Consider the following 15185-nt stretch of genomic DNA (forward strand, 5'->3'; position numbering starts at 1 on the left):
GTGTCCCAGTCTTCCACACCAGCGGAAAATGCGGCGGTTTCCCCTCTCGCCCCCGGCACACCCACAAGAACAGACGGAAACGGCGCCGCGTCGGTTGCGTCGGCAGCCCCTGCGGCCACCCCGGTCACCCCGGCCACGGGCACCGGTACCGCCGACCCGGCCACCGCCGCCGCGGTCGCCGCCGCGTCCGCCGCTGACGGCCATGCCACCGGCTACAAGCCGCAGTTCGCCCGTACGCTCAGCCGCTTCGAGTCGTTCGCCGTCGCCTTCTCCTTCATCTCCATCACCACCGGCCTCTTCACCACCTACGGCACGGTGCTGGGCTCGGCGGGCCCCGCCGGTATCTGGACCTGGCCGCTGGTCACCCTCGGCACGGTCCTCGTCGCCCTCGTGTACGGGATGCTCGCCAGCCGTATCCCGATCTCCGGCTACAGCTACCAGTGGGCCAGCCGCCTCGCCTCGCCCGTGCTGGGCTGGTGGTTCGGCTGGGTGTCGTTCGCGTTCCTCGCGATCGTCGTCGTCGCCGTCGACTACGGGCTGACGCAGGTCGCGCTCTTCCCGCTGCTCGACATCACGTACACCGCGACCGGCGGCGCCATCGGCACCGTCATCGTCCTGCTCCTCCAGATGTCGCTGATCATCTGGTCGACGCCCATCACCACCAAGGTCAACAACCTGGCGGTGGGCGCCGAGGTGATCGCCATGGTCGGCCTGACCGTGCTGATCGCGGGCGCCGTCCTCTTCTTCGGCAAGGGCGACTGGAGCAACCTCGGCTCGTACGGCACGATCCCGGCGGACGGGTACTACGGCTTCCTCGGCCCGTTCATGCTCTCCGCGCTGCTCGGTGCCTTCACCCTCGTCGGCTGGGAGTCCGCGGCCAACCTCGCCGAGGAGACGCACAACCCGAAGAAGGTCGTCCCGCAGGCCATGGTCCGCGCCATCCTGCTCAGCGGCGGCATCGGCATGCTCTTCCTCATCGTGATCACCGCGGGCGTCGGCGACGACGTCGCCGCGCTCACCGCCGACTCGGCGCCCGTCGCCTCCATCATCGAGTCGACCGTCGGCAGCGCCGTCGCCACCGCCATGCTGGTCGTCGTCTGCATCGCCATCTTCGCCTGCGGCCTGGTCATCATGGTGAGCAACAGCCGCCTCGTGCACTCCATGGCCCGTGACGGACGCCTGCCGTTCTCCGAGACGCTCAGCCAGGTGCCGCGCCCCACCGGCGGCCCGACCTGGGCCACCCTGACCGTCGCCCTCGCGTCCATCGCCATCGTCGCGGTCTTCTCCGGCAACGCCGACGCGCTGCCGCAGCTCCTCGGCGCCGGCACGCTGATGCCCGCCATCCTGTACGCGGGAACGGTCACCCTCTTCATCTTCACCCGCCGCAAGTACACCCCCGGCCCGGACGACTTCCAGCTCGGCAAGTGGGAGAAGCCCGTCGTGGCGGGCGCGGTGCTCTGGCTCGTGCTGGAACTCTGCATCTTCATGATCCCGTCCGACTTCCGCGGCGCCCAGCAGTACGCCCTGGCCACCCTGGTGGTCGGCGGTCTGCTCTTCGCCTCCGTCTGGTTCACCCGCCGCGAGAAGCTGGTGCAGCAGCCCAGCCTGGACGGCGAGGGGCTGATCGGCGACGAACTGCCCGCCGAGGGCGACGCGAAGCGCGCCACGGAGGCCGACTCGCTGTGACCGTGCTCGCCATCGATCAGGGGACGTCGGGGACCAAGGCCCTCGTCGTCGACCCGGCGGACGGTGTCGTCGCCGTCGCCGAGGTGCCCGTCACCCCCGTCCATCTGCCCGGTGGCGGCGTGGAGCAGGACCCCGAGCAGCTTCTGGCCTCCGTCCTGGAAGCCGGCCGCCAGGCCGTCGACCAGGCCGGGGGCCGCCCCCTGCGGGCCGTCGCCCTCGCCAACCAGGGCGAGACGGTCCTCGCCTGGGACCGGCGCACCGGCCGGCCCCTCTCCCCGGCCGTCGTCTGGCAGGACCGCAGGTCGGAGCAGCTCTGCACGGACCGCGCCGACGCCAGGGAGTGGGTGGCCGAGCGCACGGGGCTGGTCCTCGACCCGTACTTCTCCGCCCCCAAGATGGCCTGGCTGCGCGCGAACCTGACCAGGGACGGCGTGGTCACCACCACCGACACCTGGCTGGTGCACCAGCTCACCGGGGCCTTCGTCACCGACGCGTCGACCGCCAGCCGCTCGCTGCTGCTGGGCATCGACGCCGTCGACTGGGACCCGGAGCTCACCGCGCTGTTCGGGCTCGACGGGGAGGAGCTGCCCCGTATCGTCGCCTGCGACGAGATCGTCGGGACGACGGACGCGTTCGGCGGGCAGCGGCTGCCGCTCGCCGGGCTGATCGTCGACCAGCAGGCCGCCCTCTTCGCGGAGGGCTGCCTCACCCCCGCCACCGCCAAGTGCACGTACGGCACCGGCGCCTTCCTCCTCGCCCACACCGGCGACACCGCGCTCCGCTCCGCCTCCGGCCTCACCTCGTCCGTGGCGTGGCGGGCCCGCGGCGAGACCCCGTACTGCGTGGACGGGCAGGTCTACACCGCCGCCTCCGCGGTGCGCTGGCTCCAGGACCTGGGCTTCGTCGAGACCGCCGCCGATCTCGACCAGGTGGCGGCGAGCGACGCCGGGGGCGTCCTGTGCGTACCGGCCCTCGCCGGGCTCGCCGCGCCCTGGTGGCGCCCCGACGCCACCGCGTCGCTCACCGGTATGACACTCTCGACCCGGCGGGAACACCTCGTCACCGCCGTGCTCCAGGGCATCGCCGCCCAGGTCGCTGAGGTGGCCGGGCTGGTCGCCGCCGACCTGGGCGCCCCGCTGACCCGGCTGCGCGCGGACGGCGGCCTCACCCGGTGCGGGACACTGATGCAGGCACAGGCCGACCTCGCCCGGATGCCCGTCGACGTCTACTCGTCGCCGCACGCCACGGCGCTCGGCGCGGCGGCGATGGCACGACTGGCGGTCGAGCCCGGTCTGACCCTCGAACAGGCGGTACCGGAGTGGACACCCGGCACCACCTACGAACCCCGCTGGTCCGAGGACCGGGCACAGGAGTTCCGCGCCCGCTGGCTGGCGGCGGTGGACGCGACTGTGCCGCCGGCCGCAGGAGGAACCGTATGACCGACGACAACAGCCCACCGGCCGCGGCCCCCTACGACGTCGCCGTCATCGGCGCCGGCGTCGTGGGCTCCGCCATCGCCCGCGAACTGGCGGGCCACGCGCTCTCCGTGGCGCTGCTCGACGCCCGCGACGACGTCGGCGACGGCACCAGCAAGGCCAACACCGCCATCCTGCACACCGGGTTCGACGCCAAGCCGGGCACCCTCGAATCCCGGCTGGTCCGGCGCGGCTACACCCTGCTGTCCGCGTACGCCGAAGCCACCGGCATCCCCGTCGAACGCACCGGGGCGCTCCTCGTCGCCTGGACGCGGGAGGAGCTGGACGCCCTCCCCGGGCTGCGCGAGAAGGCCGTCGCCAACGGGTACGAGCACTGCGAGCCCGTCACCGCCGAGGAGGTCTACCGCCAGGTCCCGGCGCTCGGCCCCGGCGCGCTCGGCGGCCTCACCGTCCCCGACGAGTCGATCATCTGTACGTGGACCACCACCCTGGCGCTGGCCACCGACGCCCAGGCGCGCGGCGCGCGCGTGCTCCTCGGCCACCGGGTGGAGTCGGTACGGCGGAACGCCGCCGACGACGCCCACGGCACCGACGGCGGTACGGGTCCCACGACCACCCTGCTCACCTCCCGCGGCCCTGTCACCGCCCGCTGGGTGGTCAACGCGGCCGGTCTGGGCGCCGACGTCCTGGACGCCCTCTTCGGCCACCGGCGGTTCACCGTCACCCCGCGCCGCGGCGAACTCCTCGTCTACGACAAGCTGGCCAGGCCGCTCGCGGACCGCATCGTGCTGCCGGTGCCCAGCAAGGCCGGCAAGGGCGTACTGATCAGCCCCACCATCTACGGCAACGTCATGCTCGGCCCCACCGCCGAGGACCTGACCGACCGCACCGACACCGGCACCTCCGAGTCCGGCTTCGCCTTCCTCCTCGACAAGGGCGCCCGGCTGATGCCCACGCTCCTGGAGGAGGAGGTGACCGCCTCGTACGCGGGGCTGCGCGCCGCCATCGACCACGGCGACTACCTGATCGAGCCCGACCACGACCGGCGCTACCTGCTGGTCGGCGGGATCCGCTCCACCGGCCTCACGGCCTCGCTCGCCATCGCGGAGTACGTACGGGACGTCCTCGCCGGGGCCGGCCCGGCCCTGGAGCCGCGCGCCGACCTGCCGGAGCCGCCCGCGATGCCCAACCTGGGCGAGGCGTTCACCCGGCCGTACCAGGACGCCGCGCTCATCGCCGAGGACGGCGCCTACGGACGCGTCGTCTGCTTCTGCGAGCGGGTCACCGAGGGCGAGATCAGGGACGCCTTCCGCTCCCCGCTGCCGCCCGCCGGACTCGACGGGCTGCGCCGCCGCACCCGCGTGATGAACGGCCGCTGCCAGGGCTTCTACTGCGGGGCACGGACGGAAGCCCTGCTCGCCGAGCACGGCACCGCGGCGCCGGGCGCGGGATGCGGCACGCGGCACGCGTCGGGGCCGCGGCCACCGGCCCACTCGGCGCAGGACGAGTGCGCGCAGGGACAGTTGGCGACGGACGGACCGGCGAAGAACGAACCGGCGCAGGACCAGTCGGCGAAGAACGAGTCGGCGCAGGACCAGGAGGCATCCACATGACCACGCCCCTTCCCGGCACCGGCACAGGGACCGGCACCGGCGCGCTCACGGCCTCCCTCGCGGCCTCGCCCGCCGCCGCCCCCGACGTGCTCACCCCCGACGTCGTGATCGTCGGCGCGGGCCCGGCCGGCCTCACCGCCGCCGCCGACCTCGCCCCGCACCTCCGGGGCGGCGTCCTCGTCCTGGACCGCGAACCGTCGGCCGGCGGCATCCCCCGCCACAGCGACCACACCGGTTACGGCGTCCGCGACCTCAAGCGGTGTGTCACCGGCCCCGCGTACGCCCGTACCCTCGTCGGCCGGGCCCATCTGGCCGGGGCGACGATCCGTACCGAGGCCACCGTCACCGGCTGGGCGGGGGACCGTTCGCTCGACGTGACCACGCCCCAGGGGCGGGTACGGGTCGACGCCCGCGCCGTCGTCCTGGCCACCGGCGCCCGGGAGCGGCCCCGCCCCGCGCGGCTCATCCCCGGCGACCGGCCCGCCGGCGTGTACACGACCGGGCAGCTCCAGAACCTCGTCCACCTGCACCACCGCGAGGTCGGACGGCGCGCCGTCGTCGTCGGCGCGGAACTGGTGAGCTGGTCCGCCGTACTCACCCTGCGCGAGGCGGGATGCCGTACGGAGCTGATGACCACCGCCCACCCGACGCCCGACTCGTACGCCGCGTTCCACCTGCCGGGGCGGGCGCTGATGGGGGTCCCGGTGGCGACCGGCACCCGGGTGATCCGGATCATCGGACACGGCAGGCTGCGGGCCGTCGAGATCGAGGAGATCGCCACGGGCCGGCGCCGCACCGTCGAGTGCGACACCCTCGTCCTCACCGGCGACTGGATCCCCGACCACGAACTCGCGCGCTCCGCAGGGCTCGACATCGACCCGGGGACGAAGGGACCGCTGGTGGACACCGCGCTGCGGACCAGCCGCTCCGGGGTGTTCGCCGCCGGGAACCTGCTGCACCCGGTCGACACGGCCGACATCGCCGCGCTGGACGGGCGCCATGTCGCGCGGCAGGTACGGCTCTGGCTGGACGGGCTCGTCCCGGCGGCCGTCACCGTGCCGATCGTCGCCGACGAGCCGTTCCGCTGGGTGGCGCCCGGGCTGCTGCGGGTCGGCGACCCGGCGCCGCCGCGCGGACGCCTGCTGCTCTGGACGGACCGGCTGGTCCGCGCGCCCCGGGTGACGGTCCGTCAGGGCTCCCGGGTCCTCAACCGGCGGATGGTGCCGTGGCCGGCGGCGCCGGGACGGGTGTTCCGCGTGCCGTGGAATGTGCTGCGCGGTATCGACCCGAAGAACGGGCCCGTACGGATCGGACTGTGAATTCGGTTCCCGGATTTCCCTGAAATTCGCTCACGGCTCCACAGCCGCCAGCGGGAGAATTCCCGAGCCGGTGCCCGAGCCGGTGCGAGATCACCTTCCTGAAGTGCCTCCCCAAGTGCCTCCCCGCGCGGCGCGTGGCGGCTACTTGCTCAGTACGTTCGCGCCCACGATGAAGAACCCGAGCAGCATGTCCACCCCGCCGGCCCGGCAGGACGAGGCCCACCCCCGTCCCGCGGCCCGCGCCGCCCACAGCCCCCACCCGAACAGGGCGACCGTGTTGATGAGCAGCGCGACATCGATCGCGGCGTCCTCGCTCCACCATCCCCCGTACGCGCCGAGCAGCACGGCCACGGTCGGCACCACGGCGGCCACCAGCGGCCATTCGGTCAGCACCGACCGTACGGTGCTGGTGGTGACCGTGGTCTCCCCGGCCGTACGGTGCGCGATGGCGTGCGCGTAACCGTGCGCCGCCGCCGAGGCGAGGGCCGCCAGCAGCACCCACACCGCGTCGTACCCGGGATCCGGCCGCCCGCTGTCGTGATCCAGGGCCGCCACCAGCACGCTGGCGAGCACGGTCCCGTACACCCCGCCGAACAGCAGCCGTTGCAGGGGCTCTGCGCGGCGCCGGGGAGGGCGAGGGACGGAGACGCTGGACAAGGGGGCCGCCTCTCGTAGGGGTGAGAACGGGGGGAGCTGGGTGGGAAGCGCGGGGAATCGGCGTGGAAACGCGCGGAATCATCCGCTCCGGGAGATGTAACAGCATGCGGCGTCGGCCGTCGGTCAGGCGCTCCAGCAGGGCCGGCGCTCCCGCTGGACCGGCGCTTCCGCCGGACCGGCACCGACCGGTCAGCGCCGGGTCGCCGGCGTCCCCGCCCGCAGGACGTACCCCACGCCGCGCACCGTGTGCAGCAGCCGGGGCAGGCCGCCCGCCTCCGTCTTGCGGCGCAGGTACATCACGTACACGTCGAGCGTGTTGGAGGCGGGCTCGAAGCCGAGCCCCCACACGGCGCGCAGGATGGCCGGCCGGGGGAGCACCTGGCGCGGGTGGGAGACGAAGAGCTTCAGCAGCGCGTACTCGGTCCTGGTGAGGTCCAGCCGGCGTCCGGCGCGGGTGGCGTGCCGGACGCGCGCGTCGAGGGTGAGGTCCTCGTACAGGAGCCGCTCGGCGGCGGTGGGCCCGGCGGCGCTCGCCTCCCCGCCGCTGCCGTACGTGCCGCACATGTCGTACGTGTCGTACGCGCGCCGCCGCAGCAGCGCCCTGACCCGCGCGAGCAGTTCCTCCGGTGCGAACGGCTTCGTCAGATAGTCGTCGGCGCCGTTGTCGAGCCCGACGATACGGTCGCCGACGGAGCCCCGCGCGGTGATCATCATGATGGGGACGGTGTCGCCGCTCGCGCGGATACGGCGCGCGGCGGCCAGCCCGTCGAGGCCCGGCATGGCGACATCGAGGAGGATCAGGTCGTACGGCAGCTCCTGGGCGGCCCGGAGCGCTTCCAGGCCGTTCGCCGCGGTGCCGACGGCGTACCCCTCGGACGTCAGCGCCCGCTCCAGGGTGTCGCGCACCGCGCGTTCGTCGTCCACGACCAGGATCCGGGCGGTGGTGTGCATGCGCCCCAGCCTCGCCCGCGAGTCTGTGTGCGGGCTGGGCCCGACGTAGGAGCGGGCTGGGAAGCGGCGCGCGGGGGAGCCGGGAGGGCGCGGAATTCCGCACAAAAATGCCCCGGTACCGAATTGACGGCCGGGGTGCGGGTCTGGGTATATTGATTGTTTCCATGTCTCGCGCCGATTAGTTGGCGGAGAACGGGAGCTCAGTACATCAAGAATCAGCGTATCGGACAGGGGCTGAATTGTCAACCGAGGAATCATTCGAGGAATTGCGGAACGAGCAGCAATTCGTCTCCCTCCTCTATGACCGGCTCGACACTCTGAGGGAGCAGGCCGAGTCGGCGATGGACGCGTCGATCGGCCAGGTCAGCACCGTGCGGCAGGCCAGGGTCGAGCGGGACGTCAGCGTCGCGGAGCACGCCGGCCGCATGTCCACCCTCAACGCCGTGGAGTCCGGCCTGTGCTTCGGCCGTATCGACCTCCACGACCGTGCGTCCGAGGACACCGTGCCCGGGGCGGACATCGGCCCCGAGGACATCGCACCCGGGGCCACCGTGACCCACCACATCGGACGTATCGGAATGCGCCGCGACGACCCCGACCGGACCCCGCTGCTGATCGACTGGCGGGCCCCCGTGGCGCGCCCCTTCTACCTCGCCACCGGCCACACCCCGATGGGGCTGCGCCGCCGGCGTCACATCACCACCCAGGGGCGCACGGTCACCGCGCTCCACGACGAGATCATGGACCTCAGCGACACCACCCGCACCGGGTACGAGGACCCGGACGGCGACGCCGTCCTCCTCTCCGCGCTCAACTCCGCGCGCACGGGCCGGATGAGCGACATCGTCCAGACCATCCAGGCCGAGCAGGACCGCATCATCCGCGCCCCGTACCGCGGCGTCCTGGTCGTCGAGGGCGGCCCCGGCACCGGCAAGACCGCCGTCGCGCTGCACCGTGCCGCGTACCTCCTCTACGCCTACCGCGAGCAGCTCGCCCGCCGCGCCGTGCTGATCGTCGGCCCGAACCCGGCCTTCCTCGGCTACATCGGCGAGGTGCTGCCCTCGCTCGGCGAGACCGGCGTGCTGCTGTCGACCACCGGGGAGCTGTTCCCCGGGGTGCACGCCACCGGTACGGACACCCCGGAGGCCGCCGAGGTCAAGGGCCGGGCCGACATGGCGCGCGTCCTGGCCGAGGAGCTGCGGGACCGGCAGACCCTGCCCGACCCCGTCCTGGAGATCCCGCACGAGGAGTACGGCACCCTGCTGCTGGACCGCGCCACGGCGTACGAGGCCAGGCAGCGCGCCCGCGACACCGGCCTGCCGCACAACCTGGCGCGGCCCACCTTCGCCTTCCGGATCATCGACGCGCTCACGGCCCAGCTCGTGGACCGGCTCGGCGCCGACCCGCTCGGCGGCGACAACCTCCTCGAACCGGCGGACGTCGCCCAGCTCGGCAAGGAGGTCGCCACCAGCCGCGACGTCCAGGCCGCGATCGACACGCTCTGGCCGAGCCTGACCCCGGAGCGGTTCGTCGCCGACGTCCTGGCGGCGCCGGTACGGCTCGACACGGCCGACGCCGCCGCCGTACGCCGCCCGGGACCCCGCACCGGCGCCGACGCGCGGATCGACTGGACCCCGGCCGATGTGCCGCTGCTCGACGAGGCGGCGGAGCTCCTCGGCGAGGACGACGCGGCGGCCCGCGCCACGGCGGCACTGGAGCGCCAGGAGCGCATCGCCTACGCGCAGGGCGTGCTGGAGCTGTCGTACGGCTCCCGTACCCAGGAGTTCGAGGACCAGGCCGACGAGGACTCGGAGGTCCTGGCGGCGCACGACATCATCGACGCCGAACGGTTCGCGGAGCGCCACGAGGAGACCGACACCCGCAGCGCCGCCGAGCGGGCCGCCGCCGACCGCACCTGGGCCTTCGGTCACATCGTCGTGGACGAGGCGCAGGAACTCTCCGCGATGGCCTGGCGGTTGCTGATGCGCCGCTGCCCGAGCCGGTCCATGACCCTGGTCGGGGACCCGGCCCAGACGGGCGACGCGGCGGGCTGCGACTCCTGGAGCCAGATCCTGGAGCCGTACGTCCAGCAGCGCTGGGAGCTGACGAAGCTCGGCGTCAACTACCGTACGCCGACCGAGATCATGGAGGTCGCGGCCGAGGTACGACGGCTGACGGACCCGCTCTTCGAACCGCCGAGGTCCGTACGGTCCACGGGCCACGGCCCGGTCGTACGTGCCGTCGACCAATCCGAACTGGCCCGCACCGCCGCACAACTGACAACCGAACGCCCGGACACGGACCCCGGCTCCGGCCGTCTCGCGGTGATCGCCCCGACGGCTCTGCTCCCCGCCCTGGCGGCCGAAATCCCGGAAGCGTCCTGGGGCGTCACCCCCGACCTGACCCGGCCGGTGGTCCTCCTCGACCCCCGCCAGGCGAAGGGGCTGGAGTTCGACACGGTGATCGTCGTGGACCCGGAGGCCATCATGGACGGCTCACCGCGCGGCACGAACGACCTGTACGTGGCGCTGACCCGGGCGACGCAGCGGCTCGGCATCGTCAGGGACAGGGCGGTCCCCTCCCGGCTCAAGACGACGCTGTAGAAGGGCGGCGTGCCCACCCGCGTCTCCCGCACGCCGCCCCCGCGCCGCGTCATGGCCCCCTGAGCGGTGGTGAGGAGGACCGGCCCGTCCGCCTCACCACCGGGGCCCGGCCTCAGCCCTGCTGGGCGGCGAGCCGCTCGGCGGCCTTGCGGCGCTCGGGCCTGCGGGGGTCGACGAGGACGCCGGAGCCCTGACCGGGGGTGTGGGTCCAGCCACGGATCTTCGCGGCGACCTCGGTGAGCCGCTCGTCACCCGGGGGCACGTCGATGGAGAACAGCGACTCGTCCGGAGTACGGTCGTCGCCGCCCCAGCGGACCACGCCTTCGCAGTCGGCGAGGATGTCCCTCAGGACCAGTTCCTCCAGCGGGTAGAAGCCGCCGCGCGCCCCGGACGGGTACGAGCCGGGCCGGATCCGTACCGCCGTACCGGAGGCCAGGTTGGACTCCGCCAGCCCCTTCCGTACGGAGCCGGGCCGCTGCCAGCCGACGACCTCGCCCGCGCGCAGGGCGTCGATCTCGTAGTGGAACCGGCTGACCACGTGGACCAGCACCGTCTCGACCTCGGCCATCCGCATCTGGACACCGTCGAGCGGGAGTCCGGGGAGCGGTCTGGTGTAGATGTGACCGTGGTCGTCCACGGTCTTCTCCATCTCCCACCCGTTCTTCGACGGAACGCCGGTCAGGACCCGCTTGTTGCGCTCCTGCGCCTTCCGTATCTCCTGACGGATCTTCGCGGGGTCCGGGGTCCTGCCCGCGGCGTGGGCGGGAAGGGACAGCAGATGGGAGCCGACGGCGACGCCGGCCGCGACGAACGCGGCCCGTCGCAGGGCTGTGCGGCGAGAAATGTGCACCGTCACTTCTTTTCCTCCTCGTACCAGTACTTGGGGCGTGCGACAAAGGTCAACGCGGCGGCGGCGAGCCCGAAGGCTCCTGCCGCGGGATTCACATATCCGGGCACGACGGCGTCGTACGTCTCCCCGGTGGTGACCTGACACCTGAAACGCAGGGGGAGGAAGGAGTACTCGTGGCCGCTGACGGACCTGGCCCGCTCCGATCCCACCCGCTCCTGACATGCCTGGGTCTGGCTGCTCTCGTCCAGGAGCAGAAAGTGCAGCACACCCCAGGTGTACATACCGATCGCACAGGCCCACGCCAGTGCGGCGGTTCCTCTGACGACCGTGTGCGTGTCGCGGTTCTTCCTCCGGGTCAGCAACCGCACTCCGCGGACGGCGAGCCAGGGCGTGACACCGAGGCCGATCACGTTCAGCAGGAGCACGAGGCCGATGGAGAGGTCGTCGGACGTGTCTGTCACCAGCATGGGGCGAAGCCTGTCAGACGTTGCGGGAGATGGAGTTGTACTTCTCCATGACCTGGTACAGCGCCATCCGCTGCCTGGCGTGCGGGGTCGCCTCGGACTCGGCCGACCCCTGGTAGCGGCGCAGTATCTGGAATATCTCGCTCTCCGTGTAGTCGAGGCGCATGGAGCGGAGAGCGGTCTCCTCGATGACGTTCCCCGGAGCCCCGTCCGCGTTCCACAGGTGGATCAGGGGGACGGTGGATATGGCGAACTGGTCGTCGTCCATGCAGTCGCGCCAGACGTTGTACTTGTCCTGGTTGCTGTTGACATTGCGGATGGTGCCCTCGGTGTAGCCCCTGCCGATGCAGTGGTTCCAGGCCAGAACGGCGGTCCTTCCGAAGATCTGGCAGATGCCCGTGGAGCTGTCCCTGAACGATCCCGTGGTGTTGAACTCCGCTATGACTTCGAGGTCCTTGCCCACGTCGATCGCGTCGATGTGCCGCATCTCCCAGTACGCGGACGTCTGGATGAGGGCCTTGCGCATCTTGTACCGGTAGGCGAGCTGGGTGATGACGGTGTCGTACTCGACCACGACCGTCCGGAAGCACGTCTCGTGCGTGTGCGACCTGAATCCGCCGTCGTTGGGGAAGCCGATCGACTCCATGTACTTGCCGACGTCCGTCTGCATGGAGCTGATGACGGAGGAGTCGAGCCGGGTGTCCGGGAGAGGGGTACGGGGAGCGTTGAACGATCCCTGTCCGGTGTCCCGCCCGGAGGCGATGTTGATGTCGATGTTGATCGATCCGGCACCGGAGCCGACGGTACGGGTGACGATCTGGTCGTAGGCCCAGTTCTCGGGCAGCGGGTAGCCGAAGTTCCCGGAGAACCCGGAGGACATGTCGGAGACGAACGACGCGGTGGCGTGACCGGCCGCGGAGACCCGGGTGCATACGTTGCGCGGACCGTAGACCCCGATCCCGAACCGGTTGCCGTCGTCGGCGACCGCGTCCACGATGCCCTTGAAGTGCGGCAGGACACTGCTGGTGACGTCCTCGTCGAGGGCGTCGAAGTCCACGGCGAAGAAGATCCGGGTGCCCGACTTGAAGCCGTGGTCCAGCGCCGCGTTGATCGCGGCCTGCCCGGCCGCGCGCCCCTGCGGGTAGCTGAAGTTGTCGGCGGCGCGCCCGAAGGTCTGGTAGATCGGGAAGCAGCGCAGTCCGTTGTCGGCGATGGTCCGGAGTTCGCCGGGCTGGATCGCCTTCTCCGGCAGGTCCGGGTCGTCGGGGATCGGGTTGGTGAGGTAGCGGCCGATGTACGTGATGCCCTGGGCCTTCAGCGTCGCCGCGCGCGCCGGGGTGATGAGGGTGACGCCGTCACAGGCTTCACCGCTGCGCGACTGGTCGCCGTAGGAGACCAGGAGGGAGGCCCAGGTCGCGAAGTCCCCGGTGCCGTTGACGGGGAGCTTCACGAACGACTGGAAGGCGGAGACCGCCGAGGCGAGGGCGCTGGTGAAGGTGGAGGTGAAGGCCACGGGCCGCTGGTTGAGGACCATGCCGGCCGAGAAGAGCTGTACCCACGGGCCGGAGCTGCCGCTGGAGACGGTGTGGGACCTCAGTCCGCTCTGGGTGCCGGGTCCGAAGACGCCGTTGGCCGTACCGTCGGCCATGCCGAGTTCGTACTGCACGGCGAACAGCATGGACTTGGCGACGTCACGCGAGTGATGGCCGTCGGCCGGGATGACGAAGAAGTCTCTTCGGTTGACGTACGACCCGTTCAGCCATCTCTGCACGGCCCGGATGGTGTCGGAGCCGCCGTTGACGGTGATGTAGGCGTCCATGTTGAGCAGGCCCTTGAAGACCTTCGGCACCAGATTGCCGCCGGGGTGGACGAAGTCCACGCCCATGTCCTGCTTCAGCTTGGTGACCGACGCGGCCACACGGGAGTTGTACGTCCCGTCGATGTCGCCGCCGTCGTAGCCCTTGCAGTAGAGGGCGGACTGGATGATCTTGGCGAAGTTCTGGGACGGGACCGTGGCGCCGTTGAGCGTCGGGTACTTGGACTGGAGGGTGTTGAGCGTGGTGGGCCCGAAGGTGTCCGACAGGCTGGTGATGCCGAGTTCGTACTGGAGGGCACGGGTGAGGGCGAACATCGTCGTCCATCCGGTCGCCCCGGTCTCGGGGACACGATCGATGCCGAGCTTTCCTCCGTAGACACCGTTGATGAACTGCTGGGCTTTACGCACCATCTCGTCGGCCATGTGGATCCCCTGTCAGTCGCGGTCAGGCGGAACATGACGGCGTCGGACGCGACGGAGAAGGCACGCGGGGGCGGACGGCCGGCATCGCGGCATGCCGACAGATCCCCCGTGAATGAAATTCCCCCCGCGCCGTTCGCCGGCGTGCGTGCGGGCAGCCTGGTCACAGCGGCCTCGCGCTGCTGGTCACCCTAGGCGCGGAAGGAGAAGCAGCGCCAGGAATATCTTTCGGTCTGTACGGCGGTGGCGCGAAAGAGGCACGGTGCCGGAAGGGGCGCGGTGTACGGAGTTCACCCGCGCATCCCTGCGCCGTCCGGCCCTACGGGCTGGAGCGGCAGCAGAAGCGGCATAAACGGAATGGCTTATTCTCGTCGCTAACTCATTGCCAACTCGTCGCCGAATCGCTGTCGACCGGCTCTGTTTCCGGGAAAATGCTCCTTTTGAAGGGAATCCACCGGCGCCGCTCCGGCCTGTGATGTGATCGACAGTGAGTTGATTCAGCCGTCTCCCGGTGAAGCGGAACCTCCCCCTCGTCCTTCCGGTTCGCCCCGTCGAGGAGGGGGTCCGTCCGTTCCCGCGTCGCTCGTGGTGGCTGTCGCGGGATTCCGCTTGAGGGCCGCTCTCGCTGTTTCCGCTGGTCAACCGAGGTGGCCAAGGTTGGATTCCCGTTGCGCGCCCGTTCTCGCCGCACCTAGAGTGACCTGGCGTTCACAGCACGAAGCCACCGTCGGCCCATTGCGCGCCGATTCGAACGGACTCATGACCGGTACGGCGAAGGTGCTGCCCGGGCAGGAGTGTCTCCCGCGGGAACCTCCCGCAGAAAAGAGCCTCTGACTCATGCTGAGATCCATACCCATGCGTGTCGCCGTAGCGGCGACCGCCCTGTTCGCCGCCGCCGTGTCCGCCCCGCAGGCCGTCGCCGTGGACACGCCCTCCGTGCGCGTGTCGAGCGAGGCCGACGCCGCCACGAAGGCCCTCGTCCGGACCGACCCCAAGGCCGCCGCGGAGGCCGTGGCCGCCGCCAACGTCTGCGGCAGCAGCTACAGCCTGAGGTCGGCCACCCCGCTGCCCCTGGGAACCGACCCGAACATGCGTCTGGCGATGCTGTTCGCCTATGAGGGCAGCGCCGGGGGCTGCGCCATCCTCGACAACAACGTCGGCGCGTCACGGTACATGTACGTGCAGGTCTGCAAGGTGGGCGGCACGGCCTGTGACACCGACTCCGGCAACTTCAGCCAGTACGCCGGCCCCGTCTACATCAGCAGCTTCGCGTGCGCCCCGGTGACCGCGAAGATGGGCACGAGCTCGTCCAGCCTGTCCATCAACTACAAGTCCTCGTACGTGTTCCCCTGCGGCTGAGGAACCCGTCC

At 71.4% G+C, this 15185-nt stretch carries 11 protein-coding genes; 6 read left to right on the forward strand and 5 right to left on the reverse strand.

Features of this window, described 5'->3' with window-relative positions:
* The 4 genes from ACIO3P_RS34415 to ACIO3P_RS34430 are packed head-to-tail and all read left to right on the forward strand — an operon-like array spanning window position 1 to window position 6054.
* Entirely contained in the window at window positions 1-1686 is a 1686-nt protein-coding gene (locus ACIO3P_RS34415; RefSeq protein WP_401851012.1) for an amino acid permease, read from the forward strand.
* Window positions 1683-3125, forward strand: coding sequence for an FGGY family carbohydrate kinase (locus ACIO3P_RS34420; protein WP_401791183.1), 1443 nt, complete (start codon window positions 1683-1685; stop codon window positions 3123-3125). Before ACIO3P_RS34415 ends, ACIO3P_RS34420 begins: the two co-directional genes overlap by 4 nt.
* Window positions 3122-4735 (forward strand): NAD(P)/FAD-dependent oxidoreductase, encoded by a 1614-nt coding sequence (locus ACIO3P_RS34425; protein WP_401851011.1) that lies wholly within the window; start codon window positions 3122-3124, stop codon window positions 4733-4735. The genes ACIO3P_RS34420 and ACIO3P_RS34425 overlap by 4 nt, the downstream gene beginning before the upstream one ends.
* On the forward strand, window positions 4732-6054 hold the full coding sequence (locus ACIO3P_RS34430; RefSeq protein WP_401851009.1) for an NAD(P)/FAD-dependent oxidoreductase: 1323 nt from the start codon (window positions 4732-4734) through the stop codon (window positions 6052-6054). Before ACIO3P_RS34425 ends, ACIO3P_RS34430 begins: the two co-directional genes overlap by 4 nt.
* A gap of 141 nt (window positions 6055-6195) precedes the next feature.
* On the opposite strand, the gene ACIO3P_RS34435 is transcribed toward ACIO3P_RS34430, so the two are convergent.
* The gene (locus tag ACIO3P_RS34435) at window positions 6196-6711 is read right to left on the reverse strand and encodes a hypothetical protein (protein ID WP_329829585.1); all 516 of its coding nucleotides are present in this window, start codon (window positions 6709-6711) and stop codon (window positions 6196-6198) included.
* A gap of 189 nt (window positions 6712-6900) precedes the next feature.
* Window positions 6901-7662 (reverse strand): response regulator transcription factor, encoded by a 762-nt coding sequence (locus ACIO3P_RS34440; protein ID WP_401851007.1) that lies wholly within the window; start codon window positions 7660-7662, stop codon window positions 6901-6903.
* Window positions 7663-7928: 266 nt separating this feature from the next.
* Between ACIO3P_RS34440 and ACIO3P_RS34445 the strand changes: the two genes are divergently transcribed.
* Window positions 7929-10265 (forward strand): HelD family protein, encoded by a 2337-nt coding sequence (locus ACIO3P_RS34445; RefSeq protein ID WP_401851005.1) that lies wholly within the window; start codon window positions 7929-7931, stop codon window positions 10263-10265.
* A 112-nt stretch (window positions 10266-10377) separates the two neighbouring features.
* Here the strand turns inward: ACIO3P_RS34445 and ACIO3P_RS34450 are convergent, their stop codons facing one another.
* Genes ACIO3P_RS34450 through ACIO3P_RS34460 form a run of 3 tightly spaced genes read right to left on the reverse strand, consistent with a single transcriptional unit; the run spans window position 10378 to window position 13818 of the window.
* Window positions 10378-11121: a hypothetical protein gene (locus tag ACIO3P_RS34450; RefSeq protein WP_401851002.1), complete on the reverse strand. Its 744-nt coding sequence runs from the start codon at window positions 11119-11121 to the stop codon at window positions 10378-10380.
* Window positions 11118-11582 (reverse strand): hypothetical protein, encoded by a 465-nt coding sequence (locus ACIO3P_RS34455; RefSeq protein WP_401850999.1) that lies wholly within the window; start codon window positions 11580-11582, stop codon window positions 11118-11120. Before ACIO3P_RS34455 ends, ACIO3P_RS34450 begins: the two co-directional genes overlap by 4 nt.
* A gap of 13 nt (window positions 11583-11595) precedes the next feature.
* Window positions 11596-13818, reverse strand: a complete 2223-nt coding sequence (locus ACIO3P_RS34460; RefSeq protein WP_401850996.1) for a glycoside hydrolase domain-containing protein — start codon at window positions 13816-13818, stop codon at window positions 11596-11598.
* Window positions 13819-14652: 834 nt separating this feature from the next.
* On the opposite strand from ACIO3P_RS34460, the gene ACIO3P_RS34465 reads away from it, so the two are divergent.
* Window positions 14653-15174: a hypothetical protein gene (locus ACIO3P_RS34465; RefSeq protein ID WP_401978258.1), complete on the forward strand. Its 522-nt coding sequence runs from the start codon at window positions 14653-14655 to the stop codon at window positions 15172-15174.
* Window positions 15175-15185: the final 11 nt, after the last annotated feature.

Origin of the sequence: Streptomyces sp. NPDC087310 (genome assembly GCF_044744405.1) — a bacterium.
In the GTDB taxonomy this organism is placed as follows: domain Bacteria; phylum Actinomycetota; class Actinomycetes; order Streptomycetales; family Streptomycetaceae; genus Streptomyces.